The sequence below is a fragment of the Aquirufa sp. Wall-65K1 genome, assembly GCF_054558475.1.
In genome coordinates this window covers 95177-121540 of the sequence record NZ_JBPXKD010000001.1, presented here as the reverse complement: position 1 = coordinate 121540, position 26364 = coordinate 95177, and the positions used below count along the sequence as shown (strand labels likewise).

Below are 26364 nucleotides of genomic sequence, written 5' to 3'. Positions count from 1 at the left end.
GAAGTACATAAAAATTGAACAATTTTTAGTTCCAAATTTTAAGGCACTTTTTTTAGTAAAAATAAGTTGAAAATATTTTTTTTTAGATTTGGAACGACCTTGAATTTTACTATTTTTGTCTCCCCGCTTAAGTAAAGCTTTGGCGCTTCACTAGGTACCCAAACCATTATTTGAAATTTTAAACATTTGAAGTATGTCTTTTATGGCTACTACTTCAACGAGGATTTTTTGACCCTAAACAAAAGGATTTTTTTATGCAAATGGAAGTAACTGAATTGTGGAATAAATGCTTGAATATCATCCGTGATGATATTTCTGAGCAAAGTTTCACGACTTGGTTTAGCCCAATTGTTCCTTTAAAATTTCAAAATAACACGTTAACGATTCAAGTACCTTCTCAATTCTTTTATGAATGGTTGGAAGAAAACTTTGTTTCATCTCTGAGAAAAGCAATTGATCATACGATTGGTCGTCAAGGTATGCTGGAATATTCCATCATTGTAGACAAGGGAGATCGCAAGAACCCACCTTTGTCTTTTAATTTACCAACGACGAATCAACAAAACACGCATAAAGATTTCACCAATAATCAGGCTGCAAAAAATCCATTTCAATTTAAAAACTTGGATTCATTGGAGCTGGATTCTTACCTGATACCAAAATACACTTTTGATAAATTCATTGAAGGTGATTGCAATCGATTAGGCAGAGCTGCTGGAATGGCCGTTGCAAACAAGCCTGGATTGACTTCTTTTAACCCTTTAATGATTTATGGAGGCGTGGGTTTAGGGAAAACACACTTAATTCAAGCCATCGGGAACGAAATAAAATTACAATTCCCTGAGAAGTTTGTATTGTACGTTTCTACCGAAAAATTCACAAATCAATTTGTCAATGCTATTCGAAATAATTCGATAGAAGCATTTACTAATTTTTATTTACAGGTGGATGTACTCATCATTGATGATGTACAATTCCTATCAGGAAAAGAAAAAACGCAAGAAACCTTCTTTAACATTTTCAATCACCTACATCAATCGGGTAAGCAAATCATTTTATCTTCTGACCGTGCTCCGCGTGATTTAGCTGGTATGGAGGATCGTTTGTTGAGTCGTTTTAAATGGGGCCTAACAGCAGATTTACAACAACCTGATTTTGAAACTCGAATTGCCATTATTCAGAAAAAATTACAAGATGATGGTATTCAGATCGATTTTGAGGTTTTAGAATACTTAGCTCATTCGATTCAAACCAACGTACGGGAATTAGAAGGTGTTATTATTTCTTTGATGGCTCAAGCTTCATTAACAAGAAAAGAGATCGATTTAGATTTGGCAAAGGCTACCTTGAAGAGCATTGTTAATGAGCAAGAAAAAGAATTAAGTGTAGAAAATATTCTAGAGGCCGTTACAAATCACTTTTCTGTTGAATTGAGTACCCTACAAGGTAAATGCCGGAAAAAAGAAAATGTTTTCCCTAGGCAAGTGGCCATGTATATGTTAAAGGAATTAACTAATCTACCTTTAAAGTCGATTGGTTACCATTTCGGAGGAAGAGACCACAGTACTGTCATCCATGCAGTACAGTCTATTTCTGAAGCTATGGAAACAGATAAATCAGTCGAAAAAACAGTCAAAAAACTATTTAATCGATTTAACCTGAATGCTAACTAAAAAAGTCTCCCGATTTCGAGAGACTTTTTTAATTTAAAAGGCATTTGATATTACTCTTCTACAAGCCCATCTTTATCTAGTAAGACAGAATCATCACCTTTTACCTTTTCTTTAATCTTGGCTTCTAATTCATCCATCAATTCTGGATTGTCTTTAATTAAATCTTTTACCGCATCACGACCTTGTCCTAAACGATTTCCATTATAAGAAAACCATGAACCAGATTTATCAATAACGCCTAGATCAACGCCTAAATCCAATATTTCTCCGGCTTTAGAAATTCCTTCTCCGTACATGATATCAAATTCAACCACTTTAAAAGGAGGCGCCAATTTATTTTTAACCACCTTAACTCGGGTACGGTTACCTGTGATAGAATCTGCACTTTCTTTAATTTGACCAGCACGACGAATATCTAAACGAACAGAAGCATAAAATTTCAATGCATTTCCACCGGTGGTGGTTTCTGGACTTCCAAACATGACTCCAATCTTATCTCTCAATTGATTAATAAAAATACAGCAACATCCTGTCTTATTGATAGTACCTGTTAGTTTACGTAAAGCCTGCGACATCAAACGCGCTTGTAAACCCATTTTAGAATCCCCCATCTCTCCTTCAATCTCAGCTTTAGGAACTAAAGCAGCTACTGAATCTATGACAATGATATCAATGGCTCCCGAGCTAATCAAGTGTTCTGCAATCTCCAAGGCTTGTTCTCCATTATCAGGTTGAGAAATCAATAGATTTTGAGTATCAATACCTAGTTTTTCGGCATAAGAACGATCAAAAGCATGTTCCGCATCAACAAAAGCAGCTATTCCACCAGCTTTTTGAGCTTCTGCTATGCAATGTAATGTCAAGGTAGTTTTTCCAGAAGACTCAGGACCATAAATTTCCACCACTCTACCTCTTGGTACTCCACCAATTCCCAAGGCCAAATCTAAACCTAAAGATCCTGTTGAAATCACAGGTACATCCATAACTTTACTATCGGAAAGCCGCATAACGGTACCCTTTCCATAAGCTTTATCTAATTTTTCTAAAGTGGTTTGTAAGGCTTTTAATTTCTCGGATGATAAGCCTTGAGCATCGCTCGCTTGTTTTGCCATGGTGGTATGTTGATTGATAAAATTGTCTAGGTAACTTTTACTTTGCTAGTTTTGCATTTAGCTAAACAAAAATAGGAAATAGCCACTAATTATTAATCAAAATACTTGATATTCTACACTCTTATTTCATTAATACTTATCTTGCCGAAAATTGAGCCTTCTACCCTTTTGAAAACAAAATATTTTACTTTTTTACTCCTGTTTGTTTGCCTATCCTTCCATGTAAAAGCGCAAGAAAAAGATGTTCTTTTAGGTGGAGAGCAATTAAAATATCGTATTCACCTGGGATTCATCAATGCGGCAGAAGCCCACATAAAAAGCAGTCCTAATCTGGGTTCCATTCGCCAAATTCCCACCAGAAAAATTGAAATCGAAGGCAAGACTGTAGGAATATTTAATGTATTCAGTCCCCTATTGGATGTTTGGGTATCTTATATGGACCCATCAACTCTTTTGCCCGTCAAAGCCGAAATGAATAAAAGGGAGGGTCGATACAAAAAACAAGAAGTGATAGATTTTTATCATGATAAAGGCTATGCCCAAATTTCTTCCCCACAAAATACTCCCAAAGAAAAGAATCTCTCCATTTCAAACTCCATGTTAGATTTGATTTCTGGCTATTATTTTCTTCGTAAAAAAAACCTTCAAGACTTAGAGATTGGTCAAAAAATGAGTGCTAAGATATTAGTGGATGGTCAGATTTATGAAATATGGTGTATCGTTAAAGGATTCGAAAAGGTAGAAAGTAAATTTGGAACCAAAAATTGCATTCGAACATCGCTGGTTTTACCAAAAAATAATTTATTTCAAGATAAGGATGCTATTCGCCTTTGGATAAGTCAAGATAACTACCAAATTCCTTTCAAAATGGAAGTCAATTTAAAGATTGGCTTTTTGAGCATTGATTTGGAAGATTATAAAATCGCAGGAAAAACCATTTATACTGCCTTACCCTAAAGCTTCCTTGTAGGCCGCTAGGACCCGCTTTCTTGCAAATTCATGATCAACAATTGGTTTAGGGTAATGAAACTCCTGAAATTCAGGAACCCATTTTCTAATGTAAGTCAAGTCCTTATCAAACTTTTGTGTTTGTAAATAAGGATTAAACACTCGGAAATAGGGCGCTGCATCACATCCCGAACCTGCTGCCCATTGCCATCCTCCATTGTTAGCTGAAAAATCAAAGTCTAATAAACGCTCGGCAAAATAGGCTTCGCCCCAGCGCCAATCAATTAGAAGATGTTTGACTAAAAAACTAGCCACAATCATACGGACGCGATTATGCATAAAACCCGTTTGATTTAATTCTCGCATTCCTGCATCTACAATGGGATAACCCGTTTGACCATTTTTCCAAGCCTCAAACTCCTGTTCATTATTTCGCCAATTCATTCGATCATATTCTTTTCTAAAGGCCAAACCTTGTCCAATATGTGGAAAATGAAAGGTGATATTAAAATAAAAATCCCGCCAAATTAGCTCATTTAACCAGGTTTCTGATTTACCAAGGGCCCGCTTAACTAATTCCCTGATTGAAACTGTTCCAAATCGCAAATGAACAGACATACGGGACGTTGCATCTAATCCAGGAAAATCACGGTTTATTTGGTACTGACGAATAATATCATCAGAAAAGTTTATGGCTGGAAAATGTAATCCAGATGGTTGAAATCCTATGTGCTCTAAGCTAGGAAACTCAAAATTAGCATTTAAATAATTAGTCAGGTTCTCCGAATCAAATGTACTCAATTCACTTGCTGCTAATTTTTCCTTCCATTTCCTTGAATAGGGCGTAAAAACAGTATAAGGTGTATTTTGACCCGTCAATACCTCGTTTTTCTCAAAAATTACTTGATCTTTTTTGCTTTGGAATATTATGCCCTGCGCTTCTGCCCATGATTTGACTTCAGCATCTCTTTGAATGGCATAATTTTCATAATCATGGTTGGTGAAGATCTTTTTTATGGAATATTGCTGGGACAAAGATTTGAAGGCTTCCAAAGGTTTGTCATGGCATATCAATAAATCTCCACCCCTATTTTGAATTTGAGCTTTTACATTTTTCAATGCTTGATGTATAAATTCTACTCGAGCATCTTTTTTATTTGATAATTTATCTAAAATGGAAGGATCAAAAATAAAAATTGGTAAAACGGGGTAATCATGACTAAGCGCTTCAAAAAGTGCGACATTATCCTTTAAACGCAAATCACGTCGAAACCAAAAAACTGAAATATCTTTCATTTGAATCAAATTACTAAGAGTTAACTGAGCTATCAAATGATTGTTTCAAAAAATTACCTTGACAAGCCCCCCTTGAAAAGTGTATATTTACAAATTGTTTTTTATTTCCAAAAATAAATGACTGTTTGAACTAATCATTGATTGTATTAATTCATCAGTTTTCATTTTCAAACCCCATACGAATGAAATTATCTGAATTCAGATTCGATTTACCTCAAAGTTTAATTGCTTTACATCCAACAGATAACCGCGAAGACGCACGCATGATGGTTGTAAATAGAAAAAACAAAACCATTGAACATAAAAAATTCACTGATATCGTTGATTACTTTGGAGAGGGAGATGTTTTAGTAACGAACAATACCAAGGTTTTTCCTGCTAGATTGTATGGAAACAAGGAAAAAACAGGTGCACAAATAGAAGTATTTTTATTAAGAGAATTGAATCGTGAACATCGCTTGTGGGATGTATTAGTGGACCCTGCTCGTAAAATACGTGTAGGTAATAAATTATATTTTGGTGATTCTGATTTGGTGGCAGAGGTGATTGACAATACCACTTCCCGTGGAAGAACCATTCGCTTTTTATACGATGGTGATCATGATGCATTAATGGCGGCTATTCACGAATTGGGTGAGACCCCACTTCCTGAAGAAATTCGTTCCAAAAGAGAAGCTACTCCAGAGGATGCTGAGCGTTTTCAAACCATTTATGCGGAGCATGTAGGTGCAGTAGCTGCTCCTACCGCAGGTTTACACTTTTCAAAGATCATCATGAAAAGAATGGAACTTAATGGTGCCCAGTTCACTCCTATTACCTTGCACGTAGGTTTAGGTACTTTTCGTCAAGTTGACGTAGAAGACTTAACCAAGCATAAAACAGACTCAGAGCATTTTATCATCAATCAAGATACTTGTGATTATGTGAATCAAGCGATTGATAATAAAAAACATGTATTATCGGTAGGAACCACAGTGATGAAAGCATTGGAATCTTCTGTATCAGCTAGCGGTCATTTAAAGCCTATCAATAGCTGGACGGACAAATTCATTTTTCCTCCATACGAATTCAAAATTCCTACAGCGCTATTGACTAATTTCCATTTACCTGAGTCTATTCTCTTGATGATGACTTCTGCATTTGGTGGATATGAGTTAATTCATGAAGCATATCAACAAGCCATCAAAGAGAAATATCGTTTCTTCAGTTATGGTGACGTTATGTTAATCATCTAAATAAAAATCGGGTTTGTTTTGAAGAAATATGCCATTATTGTAGCCGGAGGTACTGGACAGCGAATGAAAAGTGCCGTTCCTAAACAATTTTTGCTTCTTCAAGGCAAACCTATTTTATATCATACCCTTTTACAATTCACAAAAGCATTTTCTGACATTGAATTGATTTTAGTTTTACCTGAAAATCAGTTCAATTCTTGGCATAATTTATGCCAAGAACACCCTGAAATTCTTCAGAATTGTCCTCACCAATTAGTTCAAGGTGGTGAAACTCGATTTCATTCAAGCCAAAGAGGCATACAGGCCATAAGGGAAAACCAAAATACGCTTGTTGCCATACATGATGGGGTTCGTCCCTTGGTATCAATAGCAAGTATTCAGAACGCATTTAAACATGCACAAGAGCATGGAAATGCCGTCTTGGCGGTTTCTAGTAAGGATTCTATCCGACAATGGGATGCAAACGAACAAATCTACCTTCCTATTGATCGTAATCATATCCGCATTATACAAACACCACAGGTATTTGAAATCTCTATTTTAAAGAGAGCATTTCAACAAGATTATCAAGATTTCTTTACGGATGATGCTAGTGTGGTAGAGTTATTGGGGATTGATATTCAATTAGTGGAAGGAAATTATTCCAACATCAAAATTACAACGCCGGAGGATATGCTCATTGCTGAGGCATTAACTCAAAAAGTAAACATATGAAAAATGCCTGGGATTGGATTGGTGCCAATATTCTAAAACATAAAATTGTTATACTGATTGTATTAGCACTACTAACCGCAGGACTAATTTACAAATCGTCTCAAATACAATTAAGTTATGAGTTAGCCAAAATTTTACCCAAAACAGATGAACGTTTTCAACTGTATGAATCATTCAAGAAGAAATATGGTGAGGATGGAAATGTCATGGTTATTGGATTGGAAAACCCACAACTTTTCACGCCAAATGAATTTGATGCTTGGAAAAAGTTAAGTCTGGATATTAAAAATTTACCAGGAATTAAGAATATCCTATCCTTACCAAACCTACCAGAAGTATATATTGACAGTGTCGATAAAAAATTCAAAACTAGAACGATTTGGGATAATAAGGTAGCCACCACACAAGAACGGTTAGACAGTCTGAAAAGCAAGATTAGTCGACTACCTATATTCACCAATTTCCTATATACAGAGGACTGCAAGGTTCATTTATTATTGATCACATTAGATCAAAAAACGATAAATGATAAAGGTAGAATTACTTTAGTCAAGAAAATCAAGCAATTAGGCGAGGGGTATCGAGTAAAAACCAAACGAGAGATACATTATTCGGGGATGCCTTTTATCCGTACTGAATATACTTCTCAAGTCACAAAGGAATTAATCATATTTCTTGGTTTGGCTATATTAGTTACATCCCTGATTCTATTATTCTTTTTCAGATCCTTTAAAGTGGTCTTTTTTGCTTTGATTGTGATTATCATTGGAATACTAGCTTCGCTGGCTACTATAGTATTCCTTGGATTTAAAATCACCTTGTTATCTGGACTCATTCCTCCGCTCATCGTAGTCATCGGTATTCCCAATGTGATATTCTTACTGAACAAATATCACGAAACCTATATTGAGACAAATGATAAGTTATTTTCTCTTCAAGAAAGTGCCTCGAAAGTGGGTAGAACTTTATTTTTAGCGAATTTAACTACATCCATTGGCTTTGGAGTATTCAGTTTTACAGGATCAGGATTGCTCGTTGAATTCGGCATTGTGGCTTCGGTCAATGTGATGTTCACCTTTTTATTGTCATTATTATTGATCCCTATATTCTTTAGTTTCTTGGCTCCTCCACGACCTAAGGATTTAGCTCATTTTGAATCTAAACGAGTTAATTTATTCTTATTCAAGATTGAGAATTGGGTTTTAAATCATCGAAAATCCATTTACGGAACTGTAATTTTATTGCTAATGATATCCGTTTATGGATTATTACAAATTAAAGCGATTGGATTTATTGTGGATGATTTACCCCGTGAAAATGCTATATATACGGATTTGAAATTTATAGAAAAGCATTTTCATGGCATTATCCCTTTTGAAATTTCTGTGGACGCCAAATCGCCAGGAAAGGCTTTAAGTCCTGAGATTTTGTCCAAAATGAAAAGGACAGAAAAACTAATGGCTAAATATCCTGAATTCACTTCAGGGCTATCCATATTAACGGCTACTAAATATTTATATCAAGTTTATCGAGGAGGAGACCCGAAATACTTTACTTTACCGGGCATTGATGAACTAAATAAATTAAAAGAATTTCAATCCAGTCTATCTGGAAAAAGTAATTTGTTTTCAGGCTTTATTGATCCAGAGAAACAGCATACCCGAATATCCTATCAAATGGCAGATGCAGGGACTGTTAGGACAAAAGAGTTATATCAAATTTTACAACCTAAAATCGATAGTATTTTTAGGACAGATCCTGAAACAGGAGAAATATTAGCCAAGGACAACCCTAAGGCTTATCTAGCTAATGTGACTGGAAATTCGGTCATTAATTCCTTCAATACGGAATATTTACAAAAAAATCTGATTGAAAGCACCATCACAGCGATTGTCCTAATTTGCCTGTTGATGGCTTTCTTGTTTCGTTCATGGAAGATGGTTATCATTTCCACCTTGCCTAGTTTAATTCCTTTGATCATTACAGCAGGTTTGATGGGCTATTTTGACATAGCTTTAAAACCTAGTACCATTTTAATCTTTTCAATTGCCTTTGGTATATCCAGCGATGGAACAATCTATTTTTTAACTAGATATAAAGAAGAATGGTTGAAAAATCAGATGAATGTAAAAAGGGCTGTTCAAATTACGATTCAAAAGACGGGAGTGTCCATGTTCTATACCGCCATGATATTATTCTTTGGATTTTTCATCTTTACGGCCTCAACCTTTAAGGGTACTCAAGCATTAGGAATTTTGGTCTCCATAACTTTATTAATGGCCATGATTTGTAACCTTATTCTTTTGCCTGCCTTTTTGATGGGTTTAAATAAAAAAGAAATTGATACCATCATAGAGGAAGAAATTTAGGATGGAAATACAGGAAGAAAAAATCTATACCATTCCTTTTTGGTTACTCTGTACAAGTAATTTTTTATTTGCTGCTAGTTTTTCCATGATTATTCCGGAGCTCCCTGATTATTTGGCAGCCATGGGAGGTAGTGAATACATCGGTTACATCATTGCTCTTTTTACCTTAACAGCTGGCCTCAGCCGACCCTTTTCAGGAAAACTAACCGACCACATTGGTCGTGTTCCAGTGATGGCATTTGGTTCCATCGTTTGCTTTATTTGTGGTGGAATTTACCCAATGGTTCATACGGTGCAAGCCTTTTTGTTTTTACGATTCATTCATGGTATGTCGACCGGGACAAAACCTACTGCCACAGCTGCGTATGTAGCAGATATTATACCGGAGAGCCGTCGGGGGGAAGCACAAGGAACCTTAGGAATATTTACTGCGACGGGTATGTCCATTGGACCAAGTATCGGGTCGGGATTGGCTAATACTATTGGGCTTCAAGCCATGTTTTATGTGTCGTCCCTTTTTGCTTTAGCATCCATTCTAATTTTATTTAGGTTGGAAGAGACATTACCAAAAAGTATGAAAAGTAAGTTTTCTTGGAGCTTATTTAAAATTAATTGGGATGATGTTTTTGAACCCAAAATTGCACCAGTCTTTTTGATCATGCTACTGATGGCATTTTCATCGGGAGTGGTAGTGACCTTGCTTCCAGATACCACGAAATTAGTGGGCTGGCACAATAAGGGTTTATACTTTACCATTTATACCATAGCCTCCATTTTTGTTCGTTTCTTTTTTTCAAAAAGCTCAGATAAACACGGTAGAATACCCATTCTAATCATTTCATGTGGTTTTTTAATCGTGGCTATGTTTTTATTATCCTTTCCACCTACTGCCCTAAGCTTAATCGCTTCGGCCATTTTATTTGGGATATCTTGGGGATTTTCAACACCTACCTTAGCGGCATGGACAACGGATTTAGCACATAAAAATCATATGGGAAGAGCCATGGCCACCATGTATATAGCCCTAGAAATGGGAATTGGAATTGGTGCTTTTTTATCAGGTTTTCTCTATAAAGGCTTAAGTCAAATGATACCTCTCCCCTTTTTCATTTCCGGATTATTAGCTACTATTGCTTTAGTAGTTTTATTAACCTTCAGGAAAAACTGGACAAGAAATGGAATTTGACACCTATTTAATCAGTAAAAAAATAGATTCATTGGCTTTTAAAACCAATGACTTCGAACTCTTTTCTACATGGCTTTGTGAATTTAATCAATTACATGAGGCTAGCTTTACAGATCAAAAGCGATTTCAGATTAATCGAATCAGGAGAAAATACCCCTTGATGACAGAAATTAACCCATAGCTATTTTAGAATTTTTATAATATTTTCATAAAATAGTATTACTATTCAAATAATACATGCCATGAATTCTTTGAATAGTTCAAATAGCTGAAATTTGCGACCATAAAAATAAAACCTATGCAATCGAGTGAATTAGAAAAACTGTTTCCCAAAGAAGGAGAGATTCCAAAAGAATACGATTTGGTAAAACCAATCGAACAAAGAGAATATTTAGTGAATGGAGAGATGCGCCAATGGAAAGGCAAAACTCAAGATGTTTGGTCTCCTATTTATATTAAATCCGATAAAGGTTTTGAACCTAAAAGAATTGGTTCCTATCCCATCACCGATGCCACGGATGCCATGGAGGTTCTCTATGCAGGTGTAAAAGCCTATTCCAATGGTCGTGGTGAGTGGCCTTCCATGTCGGTTGACAAGCGCATTGAATGTGTGGAAAAATTCACTCAAAAGATGATTTTAAAACGAGACGAGGTCGTTAAATTATTGATGTGGGAAATTGGTAAATCCTTAACTGATTCACAAAAAGAGTTTGATAGAACGGTTCAATATATTTATGATACGATTGGGGCCTTAAAGGACATTGACAGAAATTCTTCGACATTTTTAATTGAAGAAGGCATTATCGGTCAAGTTCGTCGTTCCCCGCTAGGAGTAGTATTGTGTATGGGTCCATTTAATTATCCCTTAAATGAAACCTTTACTACGCTTATCCCAGCCTTGATTATGGGTAATACCGTTTTATTTAAACCTCCGAAACACGGAACTTTATTACACTACCCATTATTAGAAGCTTTTAGAGAATCTTTCCCAGCAGGTGTAATTAATACCCTATATGGCCGTGGAAATTCGATTATACCCCAGTTGATGGAATCAGGTAAAATTGATGTATTAACTTTAATTGGTTCATCTAAAGTTGCGGACAAATTAAAGAAAATGCACCCTAAAGTGAATCGTTTAAGAGCCATTTTAGGATTGGATGCCAAAAATGCAGCCATTGTTACCGAAAGTGCTCAATTGGATAATGCCATCAATGAATGCTTACTTGGTTCATTGTCATTTAATGGCCAACGTTGTACGGCTATCAAAATCATTTTTGTTCATAGTAGCCTAGCGGATGCATTTAACAAAGGATTAGCTGAAAAAATTGAAGCTATTAAAGTAGGTATGGTTTGGGATCCAGGGGTTCAAATTACCCCACTTCCAGAACCCAACAAACCAGCTTATTTGAAAGAATTAATTGAAGATGCCAAATTACATGGGGCTAAAGTATTAAATAAACATGGTGGTGAAAATGCCAAATCTTTATTCTTCCCAGCTTTATTGTATCCAGTGAATAAGAAAATGAAAGTTTGGTCAGAAGAGCAATTTGGACCTGTTGTTCCTGTCGTGCCTTTTGATGACATCAATGTTCCCATTGATTATATCCATGAATCATCACATGGTCAGCAAGTAGCCATATTTGGAACTGATCCAAACCAAATTTCAGCATTGATCGATGAAACGGTAAATCAAGTTTCTCGTGTAAATATTAATGCCCAGTGTCAGCGTGGACCAGACTCCTTCCCTTTCACAGGTCGTAAGGATTCTGCCGAAGGAACACTTTCTGTAACTGCTGCTCTACGTTCATTTTCAATCCGTACAGTAGTAGCCACTAAAGCTACCCAAGCTAACAAGGACATAGTGAATCAAATTGTTGAAAATCAACAATCGAATTTCTTATCAACTCGATTTATTTTATAAGAAGATTCAAGATTAATAAAAACCCTAATTTTTCCTTTGCAGGTTAGATTAGGGTTTTTTATTTCCAGATAATTTGTAATTTGGACAACACTAAAGCTACAAACCAATGGAAAAAAGTAGACGACAATTTATTCAATCACTTAGTGCGGGCACATCCATCTTATTAGGAGGAATTCCTTTATTGGGTGCTGATGAAAGATCTTTGCCGCAGATTTTAGATAAAATTAAAGTAAGTCCCAACGATACGATTCGTATTGGATTAATTGGATCAGGGATTATTGGTCATTATGATACAACCACTGCGTTAAAAGTTCCAGGAGTGGAATTAGTTGCAGTGGCTGATTTATATCAAGGACGACTAGATCGAGCAAAAGAGAAATGGGGTAAAGATATTTTTGTTACTCGAAATTATAAGGAGATTTTAGCTCGCAAAGATATAGATGCTGTCTTAGTGTGTACCAGCGACCACTGGCATGACCATATTACCATAGATGCGCTTAAAGCAGGTAAACACGTGTACTGTGAAAAACCAATGGTACATCATGTGGAGGAAGGTTTAGCTGTAGTAGCGGCACAAAAAGCAAGCGGAAAGGTTTTACAAGTAGGTTCTCAAAGAGCAAGTTCTGTGGTATTTCAAGAAGCCCGTAAATATTACCAACAAGGAACAATTGGTGAAATCACCTACGTGGAAGCCTATACAGATAGAAATTCAGCCAATGGTGCTTGGCAATATTCCATTCCAACGGATGCAAGTTTACAAACTGTATCTTGGGATATGTTCCTAGGAGATGCCCCTAAAGTTGCTTTTGACCCAGTACGTTTTTTCAGATGGAGAAATTATAAAGCATATGGTACCGGGGTGGCAGGTGATTTATTTGTACATAATGTAACTGGCTTACATACGGTGACTAATTCATTGGGACCAGAAAGAATTTATGCTCAGGGTGCATTAAATTATTGGAAGGATGGACGAGATGCATATGACTTATTAACGGGTTTTATGACTTATGGAAAAACAGATAATCATAATGCTTTTCAATTCATGACGCGCGTAAATTTAGCCGATGGTGCAGGTGGCGGTGAAGGAACTCGGTTAATTGGTACGGAGGGAGTCATAGAAGTAAAAAACAGAGGAATTAAAATTAAGCATTTCAAAAGAGCAAAAGTGGCTTCTATGGGTGGTTATGATTCATTAGAAAGTTTTCCAAAAGCCATGCAAGATGCGATGCTAGCAGAATATAATGCTAAATACAGCCCAGAAGATCGAAGAATGAAGGTGTTGGATGAGATTGAATTCAATGCTCCGCAGGGATACGATGATCGTTTAGATCATTTTATTAACTTTTTTGATTCCATCAGAACTGGCAAACCGGTTTTTGAAGACGCTTCTTTCGGATTAAGAGCCGCAGGTCCATCGGTTCTTTGTAATACTTCGGTAGAAATTGGGAAGCCAATTGAATGGGATGCCTTGAATATGAAAGTGAAAAAATTCAAGTAATAGATACTGATTATCAACAGGTTACATCCATTTAATTGATAATCTTTTTAATTTATCCCTAAATTTGAAATCAGAAAGGAATTGGGGTTTAGTTAATTACAAGGGTATTTAATTGTTAAGATGTGTCAACCTAGATTTGTCAACTTAGATTTGTCAACTTTTCAAAAGTTGACAAATCTTAAGGCCTTAAGGTAGAGCAATCTTAAGTTAGGGCAATCTTAAGCTAGAGCAATCTTAATGTATTGTCATCTTAATATTAGATAACCTCAACATAAGTCATACTTACAAATTTACCCTTTGAGATTTCACCGTGCTGTCGGTAATAAACTCATCGTAGGTCATTAATTTATCCAAACAAGATTTTGAACCTAATTCAATCACTCGGTTAGCTACTGTATTCGTTAATTGATGATCATGGCAAGTAAATAATATCGTACCAGGAAACTCGATCATCCCATTGTTTAAAGCTGTGATGGATTCGAGGTCCAAGTGGTTGGTAGGCTCATCAAATAAGAGCACGTTGGCTCCGGACAACATCATTCTAGAAAACATACAACGCTGCTTTTCACCTCCAGAAATTACCGTACATTTTTTCAAAGCCTCATCACCTGAAAACAACATTCTACCTAAAAATCCACGAATAAAACTTTCATCTTTCTCGGTAGAATATTGACGTAACCAATCTACCAAGTTCAATGAATCATCTTTGAAATAAGCGGCATTGTCATTGGGCAAATAGGTTTGAGTGGTTGTTACACCCCACTTAAATTCTCCCCCACTGGCCTTTCTTTCTCCCATGAGAATATCAAATAATGCTGTAATAGCCAAAGAATCTTTAGCAAGAAAGGCTACTTTATCTCCTTTATTGATAGTAAAAGATAAATTAGAGAATAGGGTAATGCCTTCTTCTGTTTGGTAAGACAAATTATCTACACTTAATAATTGATCTCCTGCTTCGCGCTCAGGTTTAAAATTGATGAATGGATATTTACGAGAAGAAGGCTTAATATCCTCCACTTGTAATTTATCTAACATTTTCTGACGGGCAGTAGCTTGTTTCGATTTGGCGACATTGGCAGAGAATCTACGAATGAACTCTTCCAATTCCTTACGCTTCTCATCCGTTTTCTTATTTTGATCTGTTCTTTGTCTCGCAGCTAATTGAGATGATTCATACCAAAAAGTATAGGTACCTCCATACAATTGAATCTTTCCAAAATCAAGGTCAGCAATGTGGGTACAAACATTATCTAAAAAGTGTCGGTCGTGAGAAACTACGATTACCGTATTTTTAAAATTCTGTAAATAACCTTCTAACCACATGATGGAATCAATATCCAAGTTGTTGGTCGGTTCATCCAATAATAAAATATCAGGATTTCCAAACAAGGCCTGTGCCAAAAGTACTTTTACCTTTTCTGATCCATTGATATCCTTCAACAATGAATAATGAATATCCTCCTTAATACCTAAACCACTCAATAAAGTAGCTGCCTCAGATTCCGCTTCCCAACCATTCAATTCTGCAAATTCAGCTTCTAAATCAGCGGCTTTATTTCCATCTTCCTCAGTGAAGTCTTCCTTCATATAGATGGCATCCTTTTCTAACATGATGTCATACAGGCGTTTATTACCCATAATGACCGTTTGTAAGACAGGGAACTCCTCATATTCGAAGTGATTTTGCTTTAAAATCGACATACGCTCGCCAGGATTCATGCTAACACTTCCTGTTTGAGAATCAATTTCACCCGAAAGAATCTTTAAAAAAGTAGATTTACCAGCACCGTTGGCACCAATTAAACCATAACAGTTTCCTTCTGTAAATTTGATATTTACTTCTTCGAATAATACTCTTTTCCCAAATCGAAGGGAAACATTGGACACCTGCAACATAGCGTATTTAATTAAATAAGGCGCAAAATTACTCATTTTGAACCTAGAAAAAAATGAATATTTTTATTCCTATCCCATATTTTTTTTGCAATTTCAAACTCGATACCTAATAATGACCTTGGAAAAATTAAATTCCTCCTCCGTTATGGACTCTTTACATTCGCTTCATCTATCACTACATGAGGGAGGATTAGAATACCAAGATGCCTCAGGATTGGTATTTGGACATATCGATTGGTCCAAGTCTGGGAAAATTCAAAAAGAATATTGGGAGAAAAAAGGCATAAACCCTACAAAAATTGAACAAGTGTATGTTCAAATATGTCATACACATTTTCTACTAATTCCACAAAAATACGATAGCCCCATCTATAGAATAGGATTCTTGGAAAAAGCATTAGGAGAAGACACCTTAATTGGACAAGAAATCCATGTTCAGCCTATCCCATCCGAACTTGCCAATTTACTCTTTCTTATACCTAGTGACTGGAAAGATTTAATCAGTTATTGGTTTCCTTTGTCAGAAATTACATACTCACATTACTTAGAAAAGCTTTTACCTCAATCACCAGAAAATGGTCTAAGCATATCAATTCAAAACCAAAAAGCCTGCATGGTGTTAAGGAAATCCGGAAAATTAGTGCTAGCCAATATTTATCCATATACCAAGGCAACTGAATTAGCCTTCTACATTCATTCTATTCGAGATAGCTACTTTATAAAGTGGAATTCAAATAGTATTCATTGGATAGGAGAAATAGATTCCCATTTAGCTGAAGAATTAAGTCAATTTAAGATTTATACCCCAACCATTTCTCATGAAGCATAGAACTGCTTTTTTCCCAGGTTCTTTTGACCCTTTTACAAAAGGCCATGAAGATATTGTATTAAGAGCCTTAGCACTATTTGATGAAATTGTGATTGGAATTGGTCATAATTCTAGTAAAGCACGCTATTTTTCACTCGAAAAAATGAAAGAAGCTATTGAGAAAACATTCGAAGGAAAACCCATTCGCGTGGTTACTTATCAAAATTTAACGGCTACGGTTGCTAAAGAAGTAGGGGCTCGATTTATTATTAGAGGTCTTAGAAATACGACAGACTTTGAATATGAAAACTCAATTTCTCAGGTAAATAGGCATATCAATGAAGAATTGGAAACGGTTTTTTTGATCACTTCCCCTCACCTCGCTCCTATCAGTTCTACCATTATCAGGGATTTGCATCGATATGGGAGCTCAATCAATCAATATTTACCTTATAATTTAGAAGAAGAACAAAGCAACTGATAACGATGAATGACATAACGTATCGAGCTATATGTATTAGTCATAGCTTTGTTCATCGCTGCTGTTCCTAGCCAATCAACTTTTTCAATATTTTCTTCTTTTTGTGGGACTAATTTAGGATCACCTAAGGCATTCATTAAATACCACTTCGTTTTCTTTAAAATTCGTTGATTTTTATGCGTATAGGTATGATAGGTCGTACAAAGCTTTTTATCTAACAAAGCTTTAACATTACATTCCTCTTCCACTTCTCGAACAGCAGCTTTTTTAAACTTCTCTCCCTTCTCCAACTTACCTTTTGGCAAATCCCATTTACCCAATCTCAGCATCCACAGTACTTTATCCTCAACATTTAAAACCACTCCACCTGCTGCCTCCAATAATTGGTACATGGCAAAAATACGCTGTTTAAAAGGTTTAATATCCTTGACTAATATGTAAAGCGAATCAAACTTAGCACCAGATTTTTGATGTAAACTGTGGATTAATTTTTCTATTTGGTCTAAAGTTAAATTTAGGATACAGGTATGTCCCTTAAAATCTGACAACCTAATTGGTTGAAGACGCGCATCAATAACCACCTCAAATTCATCCCCCATAGGTATGGCATGTTTCTTGGATTCCTTGTAAATGCGAATCGGACGGTCGTCTATAAACAATATCATGTGTAGAATTCAGAATTTAAGTAGGCAAAAATAGAATTAATTAATGAAAGATAACTTGAATAAACTATTTTTGCACATATAATCTTTGAAACAAATTCCTATGCCTGATTTTACTATTTCACAAGAAGTTGCCCAACACTTATTAAGCGTAAAAGCCATCCAATTAAGACCTGACCAACCATTTAAATGGGCATCTGGATGGAACTCCCCGATTTATTGTGATAATCGTATTTCTCTATCCTACCCGGAAGTTAGAACGTACATCAAAAATTGCTTATCTGCTGCTGTAAAGGCGTATTTCGCAGATGTTGAGATTATAGCAGGTGTGGCCACTGCTGGCATTGCCCAAGGGGCTTTAGTAGCTGATTATTTAGACCTTCCATTTTGTTATGTTAGACCTGAGCCAAAAAAACACGGCATGGGAAACCAAATAGAAGGGCATATTGAAAAAGGTCAAAAGGTAGTTTTAATAGAAGATTTAATTTCAACTGGAGGCAGTTCCTTAAAAGCTGCTACCGCCCTACAAGAAGCAGGAGCAGAAGTATTAGGTATGGTAGCCATTTTTACCTATGGCTTTCAAATTGCCGAAGATAATTTCAAAAATCATGGTATTCCTTGCGTCACCTTAAGTAACTATGATGTCTTAATAGATGAGGCCGTTAAATTAAATCACGTAACAGAAACTCAATTAATGACTTTACAAGACTGGAGAATTAATCCGAGTGAATGGAAAAAATAAGTTATTTTAAGCTATAACGATGACCTGGCAATGTTTTAATGAATCCCTGAAATTCCAAATTCAATAAAAGCATTGCCAGTTGATTTATTCCTTTTTGCAATTTCCAAGCTATTTCATCCAGGGCTAAATTTTTTTCTTGGTAAAGTAATGCCAAAATCTGGCTCTCGTCATCTGATAATTGACTCCATAACAAACTTTTATTTCTTTGAATTTTATTGGAACTAGATTGCCAATTCAAAAGCTCTTTACAAGCTGCCCAATCGGTGTAAATGGTAGCTTGATTTTTCTGAATCAACCGATTACAACCTTCTGAGAACACTTTTTGTAAATTTCCAGGAACAGCTAATACCTCTCGGTGATAATTATTCGCATATTCGGCCGTTATCAATGCACCCCCTTTCTCAGCTGCCTCAACCACAATCGTGGCATCTGCCATCCCAGCGATGATACGATTTCGTAGTGGGAAAAATCTCGGGTCGGGTTTTTGATGAAATGGATGTTCTGAAATGATTCCTCCCAATTCCATCATTTGATAGGCGTATTTACTATGTAAGGAAGGATATATTCGTTGAAATCCCCCAGCCAAAACCGCGATAGTTGGAATTTTTAATTCAATACAAGCTTGATGAAGGGCAATATCAATCCCATAAGCTAATCCACTAATAAAAAGGACATCGTCCTCCAAAGAATCCCTGACAATTTGATAAGTGATTTCTTTGCCATATTCGGTAGCTTTTCTTGTTCCTACCAATGCCATCACTTTTTCATATTGAAAATTCACATTTCCCTTAAAATACAATAATAGAGGAGCATCATATAACTGTTTTAATCGATGTGGATAATCCTCATCCAAGTAAAAAAATAATTGAATTCCCTCCTTAAGACAATCTGAATAAATTCGCTCTGCCTCATGTAAAACTTGATTCAATTTTAATTCTTGCGCAATCATCGGACCGATGTGCGGTACTTTTTTTAGTTGTGAAGTACTGGATTGAAATATCTGTTTGGCAGAACCCAAATAGGAAATCAATCGACGGGCATTAACATACCCAATTTGAGGTACTAAACTTAGGGCTATTTGATATACTTTTTCTTCCTCCATCGGGATATGATTCCATTTTTTCCCGAAAGAAAAAAATCATTCTCCCAAATCCTCGCGAAGCCCTTGTAAAAATTGACGAATTTCAGTTAACTGATTAATGAGAGGTGTATTCACGTTTTTTGCTTCCCCACGATGATTGATGGCTTGCTTGGCTCCTTCAATGGTTAAGCCTTTCTCTTCGATCAATTGGATCAAAACTTTAATTTTTTCTATATCCTCCGGCGTATATTTCCTAATTCCGCTAGATCTACGCTTGGGCATTAGATGAGGAAACTGGGTTTCCCAATACCTCAACTTAGAGGTTTTCACTTTGAAAATCTCCGCAACTTCAGAAATCGAATAATATTGTTTACTGTACTGTTCCATCTAATAAATTAAAACCTTGTTGGCCTGCAAAATCAAGAATTCGAATAAAAACACGTAATTTTGCACTTCCTTTGATTAGAAAAATCAGGAAGAAATAAAATTACCCATAATTTCGATATTAAACCAATGACTTCAACGGAGATCCGCCAGCATTTTTTAGCTTTTTTTCAATCGAAAGGACATTTAATTGTACCATCTGCGCCATTAGTCGCTAAAAATGACCCTACCCTACTATTTAATAATTCAGGTATGGCTCAATTCAAGGATTTTTTCTTGGGAAATGGTACTCCTCCGTCGAAAAGAATTGCTGATACTCAAAAATGCCTTCGTGTTTCTGGTAAGCATAATGATTTAGAGGATGTAGGATTTGATACCTATCACCATACCATGTTTGAAATGTTAGGCAACTGGTCTTTTGGTGATTATTTCAAGAAAGAAGCCTTAGCTTGGTCATGGGAACTATTAACTGAGGTATATAAACTTCCTAAGGAGCGTATATATGTTTCCGTCTTTGAGGGAGATGCCAAAGATGGTGTACCTTTTGACCAGGAAGCTTTTGATATTTGGAAGGCTATTGTGGGGGAAGAAAGAATCATTTTGGGAAATAAAAAAGATAATTTTTGGGAAATGGGTGAAACGGGACCATGTGGCCCTTGTTCAGAGATTCATATTGACCTAAGAAACCAAGATGAAGTAGATCGAATCCCAGGAAAATCACTAGTTAATGCCGATCATCCGCAAGTAGTGGAAATTTGGAACAATGTGTTTATGCAATTTGAACGCATGGCAGATGGATCATTGGTAGCACTTCCCTCCAAACACGTAGATACGGGTATGGGCTTTGAACGTTTATGCATGGCCATCCAAGGGAAGCAATCGAATTATGACACCGATGTATTCCAAGGCAGTATTCAGCACTTAGCCAAGAAAAGTGGAATATCCTATGGCCAAGATAAATGGACTGATATTGCTATGCGTGTCATTGCTGACCATATTCGTGCCATTGCATTCTCTATTTCAGATGGACAATTACCTTCCAATGCGAAAGCTGGCTATGTAATTCGACGAATCCTACGTCGTGCCGTGCGTTATGGATATACCTATTTAGGCTTTAAAGAGCCTTTTATGTATGAATTAATTCCATTATTAGCTCAACAATTTAAAGGCGTATTTGATGAACTAATTTCACAAGAAGCATTTGTAGCCAAAGTAATTTATGAAGAAGAAGTTTCTTTCTTAAGAACCTTGTCAACAGGATTAGTTCGTTTAGATAAATTAATGGAAGAAACCCAAGCCAAAGGAAACAAGGTCCTTACGGGTGAAGATGTTTTTGAATTAAATGACACCTATGGTTTTCCAGTCGATTTAACGGCTTTGATAGCCCGTGAAAAAGGAATGGAAATTGATGAGCCTGGATTCCAACAGGCATTAAATGCCCAAAAGAATCGCTCCAGAAAGGATGCAGGAGCCAGTGCAGAAGACTGGGTTAACCTGTTTGATAGTGATGAAGTGTCCTTTGTTGGATATGATCATTCAACCTGGACTACACGTGTGGTGAAATACCAAAAAGTTCAAAATAAAGCAGGAATTCAATACAAAATTGTGTTGGAAAGTACTCCTTTCTATGCTGAATCAGGTGGACAAGTGGGTGATTCTGGCTTTTTGTTATTCAAAAAATCGGGCACGAAAATCGCCATCATCGATACCAAAAAAGAAAATGATTTAATTGTTCATTGGACAACGGATGCTCGAATTGAAGAAGTGGCGCAGGAAGAGGAAGTCGTAGCTCAAATTGACGAAGAAAGAAGACAGGCCATCACTAGTCATCATAGTTCTACCCACTTAATGCAAGCGGCGCTTCAACAAATTCTAGGTAAGCATGTGGCTCAAAAAGGAAGTTTGGTGAATGAGCAGTTATTACGTTTCGATTTCTCGCATTTTCAAAAAGTGACAGATGAGGAATTGAAGCAAATTGAAGATATGGTGAATGCCAAAATCATGGCTAATATTCCCTTGTTAGAAGAAAGAAATGTTCCTATTGCGCAAGCTAAAGATAAAGGGGCTATGGCATTATTTGGTGAAAAATATGGTGATTTTGTCCGTGTTATCACCTTTGATCCGACCTATTCTGTGGAACTTTGTGGAGGAACTCACGTCAATTCAACGGGTGAAATTGCTTTATTCAAGATATTATCAGAAAGTTCAGTAGCCACTGGTGTACGCCGCATTGAGGCAGTTTGCTCACAGAAGGCATTTGAACTATTAAATCAGCAGGCAAGCCAGCTGGAGCAAATCAATGAATTATTAAAAGCTCCTAAAGACATCGTTAAAGCAGTGGCTAGTCTTATCGAACAAAATACTAGCCTTCAAAAAACCATTGCCCAATATCAGGCAAACGAGATTAAACAAGTAAAGTCAGCTTTAAATGAGCAAATTTCAGGAAAAGGAGATTTACTTTATTTAATCCAACAAGTTCATGTACCTCATGCAGATGCTTTGAAAAATCTAGCCTTTGATTTGAGCAATGAACACCAGCAATTATTCTGCTTATTAGCTGCTGAAATCGATGGAAAAGCAAGCTTAGCTTTAGCCATATCAAAAGAACTGGTGGCAGCAAAATCTTTGGATGCAGGTAAAATCATTCGAGAATTAGCTAAGGAAGTACAAGGTGGCGGAGGTGGCCAAGCCTTTTTAGCTACTGCAGGTGGACAAAAGCCGGAGGGTATCCCACAGGTAATTCAAGCAGCTCAACAATACATTTAATAAAGATTATGAAGGATATTCCTTTTACCTCACTTGATCAAGCTGTCTCGGGCATGGATCAATGGAGCATGGAAGGGCGTCCTTTTGTCTTTATATGTGATTATATAGGAGAAAAAGTATGGTGGGGAACTGAAGAAGAAGCTCTTCAATTGGGCATAAGATTGGAAATCAACCAAATCCCCTCAAGTACTTTCACAGGTGATGTATATTTTGAGAAATTTCCAATCAGTTATAAAGAGTATTTAGCTAAATTTTACCAGGTTCAAGCGGGTTTAAAACGAGGGGATTCATTTTTGGTCAATTTAACTTGTCCTACCCCCATTCAAACCAACCTGAGTTTAAAGGATATTTATTCATACGCACATGCTAAGTATAAATTACTGATCAGGGATCAATTAGTGGTCTTCTCTCCCGAACCATTTATTCAAATTCATCAGCATAAAATTCAATGTTTCCCCATGAAGGGAACTTTGGCAGTGAATGAAAATAACCAAGCCGAAGACCTGCGGGTAGATGCCAAGGAAAAAGCTGAACATGCCACCATTGTGGATTTAATTCGCAATGATATTAGCCGAGTAGCCCACCCAATTCAAGTGGAAAAATTTCAGTACATAGAACAAGTAAAGGCACATAGTGAAGATTTATGGCAAATGTCCTCCTTGATTTCTGGTGAATTGATGCCTGAATTTCAGCATAAAATTGGTAGTATTTTAAAAGCCATGTTACCTGCTGGCTCTATTACTGGCGCTCCCAAAATGGCCACCATGGAAATTATTGAAAAATCCGAAGGATACCCTCGAGGATTTTATACGGGAATTATGGGGAAATTTGATGGAAGTTCCTTAGATTCAGGAGTTTTAATCAGATTTATTGAACAAATTGATGAGAAGCTAATTTTTAAAAGTGGAGGAGGAATTACGATCTTCTCCGACCCTGAAAAGGAATATTTGGAATTAATCCAAAAAGTTTACCTACCCATTTAAACAATGCCTACATTTTTAGAGACCGTTCATGTATTGAACGGAGAAGCCCTACATCTAAATTATCATCAAAAAAGGATCAATGATGTCTTTCAGCATTACTATCCTAACTCACCCGTATTAAACATAGCAGAATATTTTACTCATTTAGAAATTCCCCAACTTGGTAGTTATAGAACTAGAATCGTTTATCGAACGGAATGGGAATTTCACGAATTCCTAAAATATCAGCCAAAGCATATCAAAAAACTGGCCATCGTGAACACTGGAGATTTCGAATACGATTTTAAATATGCCGATAGATCTCATATTCTAAAAAAAGTAGCTGAGCATCCTGAAGCTGATGACATCATTTTTTCTAAAAATGGGAAATTGCAAGACAGCAGCATCGCCAATTTAGCTTTTAAACAAGGAGATCAATGGTATACCCCTAAGGAACCTTTACACTGGGGAACCACCAGAAGGAGATTGATAGAAGAAAATATTCTAATAGAAAGAGATATTTGGGAAACCGATTTAAAGGATTACAGCCTAATATGCCTCATCAATGTTTTTAGGCCTCTTTCAGAAGAACATGCGCTTTTGCTTCCCGATTCAATTGTGTAAATTGTGTCTTCTTTAAGACATGAATCCTTCCAAAAGTCCTTCTTTTCTCTTACATCAAAAGTTCCCCTTTGAGCCAACGCCCTCTCAGACAGCTTTATTTCAGAAATTGAATGATTTTATAGTTAATAAAGATGAATGGGGAGCGCTTACTTTTATCATTAAAGGTTATGCTGGTACGGGTAAAACCACCGTCATATCGACCTTGATTAAGATTTTATCTAGCTTCGGATATAAAACTCAATTATTAGCTCCTACGGGCCGCGCAGCCAAGGTTATGGCCAATTATGCCAAGAAAAAAGCCTTTACGATCCATAAAAAAATTTACCGGCAAGTCAGCCATCCAAATTCTGGTGCATTGGTATTCCAACGTATGAATAACTACGCTACCAATACCGTATTCATCGTGGATGAAGCTTCCATGATTACGGATGAATCAGATTTTGGTACAAATAGTTTATTGACAGATTTAATTGAATACGTTTTTACGAATCCAGAAAATGGCCATACAGGGAATAAATTAATATTTGTAGGAGATACAGCCCAATTACCTCCCGTGGGTAAAAGTCTGTCACCTGCCCTATCGAAAGAATACATCAGCAGTGAATTTCACATGGAGGTCTTGGACCATGAGTTGACTGACGTCATGCGACAAGACATACATTCAGGAATATTATATAATGCCACCAACCTAAGAGAATTACTAAATCAGTCATCCCAAAAAATTCAATTTAATACCAAATCATTCAAAGACTTTTTCAAGATGTCAGGTGAAAAGGTGGAAGATGGAATGCAATATGCCTATCGAAAGTTTGGAAAAGAAGAAACCATTCTCCTCACCAGATCCAATAAAAGTGCTGTCCAATTCAATGAATTCGTTCGGAGAACTATACTTTATCAAGAAGATGAAATCAGTAGTGGTGATTTATTAATGATTGTTCGAAATAATTACCATTGGTTAGATGAAGATTCGCCAGCAGGATTTTTGGCCAATGGAGATTTCGTGGAAGTTATGAAAATTAAAAGGCAAGAAGATATGCATGGTTTTCGATTTCTCCAGGTTAGCCTTCGTTTGTGTGACTATGAGGATCACCCGGAAGTTGAAGCTAAAATTTTATTAGATACCCTTCACTCGGCTGAATCAGCTTTGGGAAAAGAGGCCAACAAAAAACTCTATGATTCTGTATGTGAAGATTATGCACATATCACAAAGAAAAAGGAAAGAATGGAGGCCATTCGAAAAGACCCTTTTTTAAATGCCTTACAAGTGAAGTTTGCTTATGCATTAACTTGCCATAAATCTCAAGGTGGACAATGGAAGGCCGTATTTGTGGATCAGGGATACTTGAAAGAAGAGCAAATAGACGCAGAATACATTCGCTGGCTATACACGGCTATTACTAGAGCCACCCACGAATTATTTTTAGTTAATTTTCACGATCGCTTCTTTCCATAAATTAGATTTTAGTGCCGGCTATTTTATCATTGATAGTATCCGTATTTTCCAATTCATCATAATGAGCCACAATCTCTGATAAGGCCAAATTTAATTGCTTCAACCGCTCTTCTCCAATAATAACAGCAAACTTTTGCTCAATATGAGCCCTAGATTTCATTAAATCTTCTAAAAAATGATTACCTTTCTCTGTACAAAATAAGAGAGTAGAACGTAAGTCTTGATGATTAGTTTTTGAAATGAGGTATCCTTCTTGAATCAATTCATTCACTAATTTACTCATCGCTTGCTTACTTACTTTCGCTTTTTTGGCCAAATCAGTAGTAGTAACTCCCTGTTCAGAAAGATTCATTAATACGATAATGTGCCCTATTTTGAAGTTTTCATAACCTAAACTTCGTAAGAAAGTGCCATTCATAGACTGAACTATACGGTAAGACTTAACCAAAAGTCTCGATAAAAACATGTGATTTGAATTTTCCATTGGTGTAAAATGATCTATACAGGATTTTATCTTTCGTGCAAAAATATACAAAATCAAGTATTTAGTCAA

Annotated in this window: 23 protein-coding genes; 16 read left to right on the top strand and 7 right to left on the bottom strand. The window is 36.3% G+C overall.

What is annotated here, in order from left to right; genetic code table 11:
• Nucleotides 1-254: 254 nt before the first annotated feature.
• Nucleotides 255-1673, top strand: a complete 1419-nt coding sequence (dnaA, locus tag ACST15_RS00550) for a chromosomal replication initiator protein DnaA (protein ID WP_459452712.1) — start codon at nt 255-257, stop codon at nt 1671-1673.
• Nucleotides 1674-1723: 50 nt separating this feature from the next.
• Here dnaA and recA read toward each other — a convergent pair whose 3' ends face one another.
• Nucleotides 1724-2785 (bottom strand): recombinase RecA, encoded by a 1062-nt coding sequence (gene recA / locus ACST15_RS00545; RefSeq protein WP_459452711.1) that lies wholly within the window; start codon nt 2783-2785, stop codon nt 1724-1726.
• Between the two features lie 168 nt (nt 2786-2953).
• Between recA and ACST15_RS00540 the strand changes: the two genes are divergently transcribed.
• Nucleotides 2954-3742, top strand: coding sequence for a DUF3108 domain-containing protein (locus ACST15_RS00540; RefSeq protein ID WP_459452710.1), 789 nt, complete (start codon nt 2954-2956; stop codon nt 3740-3742).
• Here ACST15_RS00540 and ACST15_RS00535 read toward each other — a convergent pair.
• Nucleotides 3734-5029, bottom strand: a complete 1296-nt coding sequence (locus ACST15_RS00535; RefSeq protein ID WP_459452709.1) for a cryptochrome/photolyase family protein — start codon at nt 5027-5029, stop codon at nt 3734-3736. The two genes, ACST15_RS00540 and ACST15_RS00535, sit on opposite strands and share 9 nt — an antisense overlap.
• A gap of 182 nt (nt 5030-5211) precedes the next feature.
• Between ACST15_RS00535 and queA the strand changes: the two genes are divergently transcribed.
• From queA to ACST15_RS00500, 7 genes are all read left to right on the top strand, one after another.
• The gene (gene queA / locus ACST15_RS00530; protein WP_459452708.1) at nt 5212-6264 is read left to right on the top strand and encodes a tRNA preQ1(34) S-adenosylmethionine ribosyltransferase-isomerase QueA; all 1053 of its coding nucleotides are present in this window, start codon (nt 5212-5214) and stop codon (nt 6262-6264) included.
• Nucleotides 6265-6282: 18 nt separating this feature from the next.
• Nucleotides 6283-6978 (top strand): 2-C-methyl-D-erythritol 4-phosphate cytidylyltransferase, encoded by a 696-nt coding sequence (locus tag ACST15_RS00525; protein ID WP_459452707.1) that lies wholly within the window; start codon nt 6283-6285, stop codon nt 6976-6978.
• Complete coding sequence (locus tag ACST15_RS00520; RefSeq protein WP_459452706.1) at nt 6975-9347, top strand: efflux RND transporter permease subunit; 2373 nt, start codon at nt 6975-6977, stop codon at nt 9345-9347. The genes ACST15_RS00525 and ACST15_RS00520 overlap by 4 nt, the downstream gene beginning before the upstream one ends.
• Nucleotide 9348: 1 nt before the next feature.
• On the top strand, nt 9349-10533 hold the full coding sequence (locus tag ACST15_RS00515) for an MFS transporter (protein WP_459452705.1): 1185 nt from the start codon (nt 9349-9351) through the stop codon (nt 10531-10533).
• Entirely contained in the window at nt 10523-10714 is a 192-nt protein-coding gene (locus ACST15_RS00510) for a hypothetical protein (protein ID WP_459452704.1), read from the top strand. Before ACST15_RS00515 ends, ACST15_RS00510 begins: the two co-directional genes overlap by 11 nt.
• Nucleotides 10715-10831: 117 nt before the next feature.
• Complete coding sequence (locus ACST15_RS00505) at nt 10832-12454, top strand: NADP-dependent glyceraldehyde-3-phosphate dehydrogenase (RefSeq protein WP_459452703.1); 1623 nt, start codon at nt 10832-10834, stop codon at nt 12452-12454.
• A 106-nt stretch (nt 12455-12560) separates the two neighbouring features.
• Nucleotides 12561-13952 carry a Gfo/Idh/MocA family protein gene (locus tag ACST15_RS00500; protein WP_459452702.1) on the top strand — a complete coding sequence of 464 codons (1392 nt, stop codon included), beginning with the start codon at nt 12561-12563 and terminating at the stop codon, nt 13950-13952.
• 282 nt (nt 13953-14234) lie between these two features.
• On the opposite strand, the gene ACST15_RS00495 is transcribed toward ACST15_RS00500, so the two are convergent.
• Nucleotides 14235-15848, bottom strand: coding sequence for an ABC-F family ATP-binding cassette domain-containing protein (locus tag ACST15_RS00495; RefSeq protein ID WP_459452701.1), 1614 nt, complete (start codon nt 15846-15848; stop codon nt 14235-14237).
• Between the two features lie 145 nt (nt 15849-15993).
• Here ACST15_RS00495 and ACST15_RS00490 point away from each other — a divergent pair, with 145 nt between their 5' ends.
• Complete coding sequence (locus tag ACST15_RS00490) at nt 15994-16677, top strand: DUF3822 family protein (RefSeq protein WP_459452699.1); 684 nt, start codon at nt 15994-15996, stop codon at nt 16675-16677.
• Entirely contained in the window at nt 16667-17137 is a 471-nt protein-coding gene (gene coaD, locus ACST15_RS00485; protein ID WP_406751925.1) for a pantetheine-phosphate adenylyltransferase, read from the top strand. Before ACST15_RS00490 ends, coaD begins: the two co-directional genes overlap by 11 nt.
• Here the strand turns inward: coaD and ACST15_RS00480 are convergent.
• Nucleotides 17107-17802, bottom strand: a complete 696-nt coding sequence (locus tag ACST15_RS00480; protein WP_459452697.1) for an NUDIX hydrolase — start codon at nt 17800-17802, stop codon at nt 17107-17109. The genes coaD and ACST15_RS00480 overlap by 31 nt on opposite strands.
• 100 nt (nt 17803-17902) lie before the next feature.
• On the opposite strand from ACST15_RS00480, the gene pyrE reads away from it, so the two are divergent.
• The gene (pyrE, locus tag ACST15_RS00475; protein WP_459452695.1) at nt 17903-18541 is read left to right on the top strand and encodes an orotate phosphoribosyltransferase; all 639 of its coding nucleotides are present in this window, start codon (nt 17903-17905) and stop codon (nt 18539-18541) included.
• A 1-nt stretch (nt 18542) separates the two neighbouring features.
• On the opposite strand, the gene dprA is transcribed toward pyrE, so the two are convergent.
• Entirely contained in the window at nt 18543-19643 is a 1101-nt protein-coding gene (dprA, locus tag ACST15_RS00470) for a DNA-processing protein DprA (protein ID WP_459452693.1), read from the bottom strand.
• A gap of 36 nt (nt 19644-19679) precedes the next feature.
• On the bottom strand, nt 19680-20009 hold the full coding sequence (locus ACST15_RS00465) for a MerR family transcriptional regulator (protein ID WP_459452691.1): 330 nt from the start codon (nt 20007-20009) through the stop codon (nt 19680-19682).
• Nucleotides 20010-20135: 126 nt separating this feature from the next.
• On the opposite strand from ACST15_RS00465, the gene alaS reads away from it, so the two are divergent.
• The 4 genes from alaS to ACST15_RS00445 are packed head-to-tail and all read left to right on the top strand — an operon-like array spanning nt 20136 to nt 25811.
• Nucleotides 20136-22772 (top strand): alanine--tRNA ligase, encoded by a 2637-nt coding sequence (gene alaS / locus ACST15_RS00460; RefSeq protein WP_459452689.1) that lies wholly within the window; start codon nt 20136-20138, stop codon nt 22770-22772.
• Between the two features lie 8 nt (nt 22773-22780).
• Nucleotides 22781-23755, top strand: a complete 975-nt coding sequence (locus ACST15_RS00455; protein WP_459452687.1) for an aminodeoxychorismate synthase component I — start codon at nt 22781-22783, stop codon at nt 23753-23755.
• A gap of 3 nt (nt 23756-23758) precedes the next feature.
• The gene (locus ACST15_RS00450) at nt 23759-24358 is read left to right on the top strand and encodes an aminotransferase class IV (RefSeq protein WP_459452684.1); all 600 of its coding nucleotides are present in this window, start codon (nt 23759-23761) and stop codon (nt 24356-24358) included.
• A 19-nt stretch (nt 24359-24377) separates the two neighbouring features.
• The gene (locus tag ACST15_RS00445) at nt 24378-25811 is read left to right on the top strand and encodes an ATP-dependent DNA helicase (RefSeq protein WP_459452682.1); all 1434 of its coding nucleotides are present in this window, start codon (nt 24378-24380) and stop codon (nt 25809-25811) included.
• Between the two features lies 1 nt (nt 25812).
• Here ACST15_RS00445 and ACST15_RS00440 read toward each other — a convergent pair whose 3' ends face one another.
• Complete coding sequence (locus tag ACST15_RS00440) at nt 25813-26277, bottom strand: MarR family winged helix-turn-helix transcriptional regulator (protein ID WP_459452680.1); 465 nt, start codon at nt 26275-26277, stop codon at nt 25813-25815.
• Nucleotides 26278-26364 lie beyond the last annotated feature (87 nt).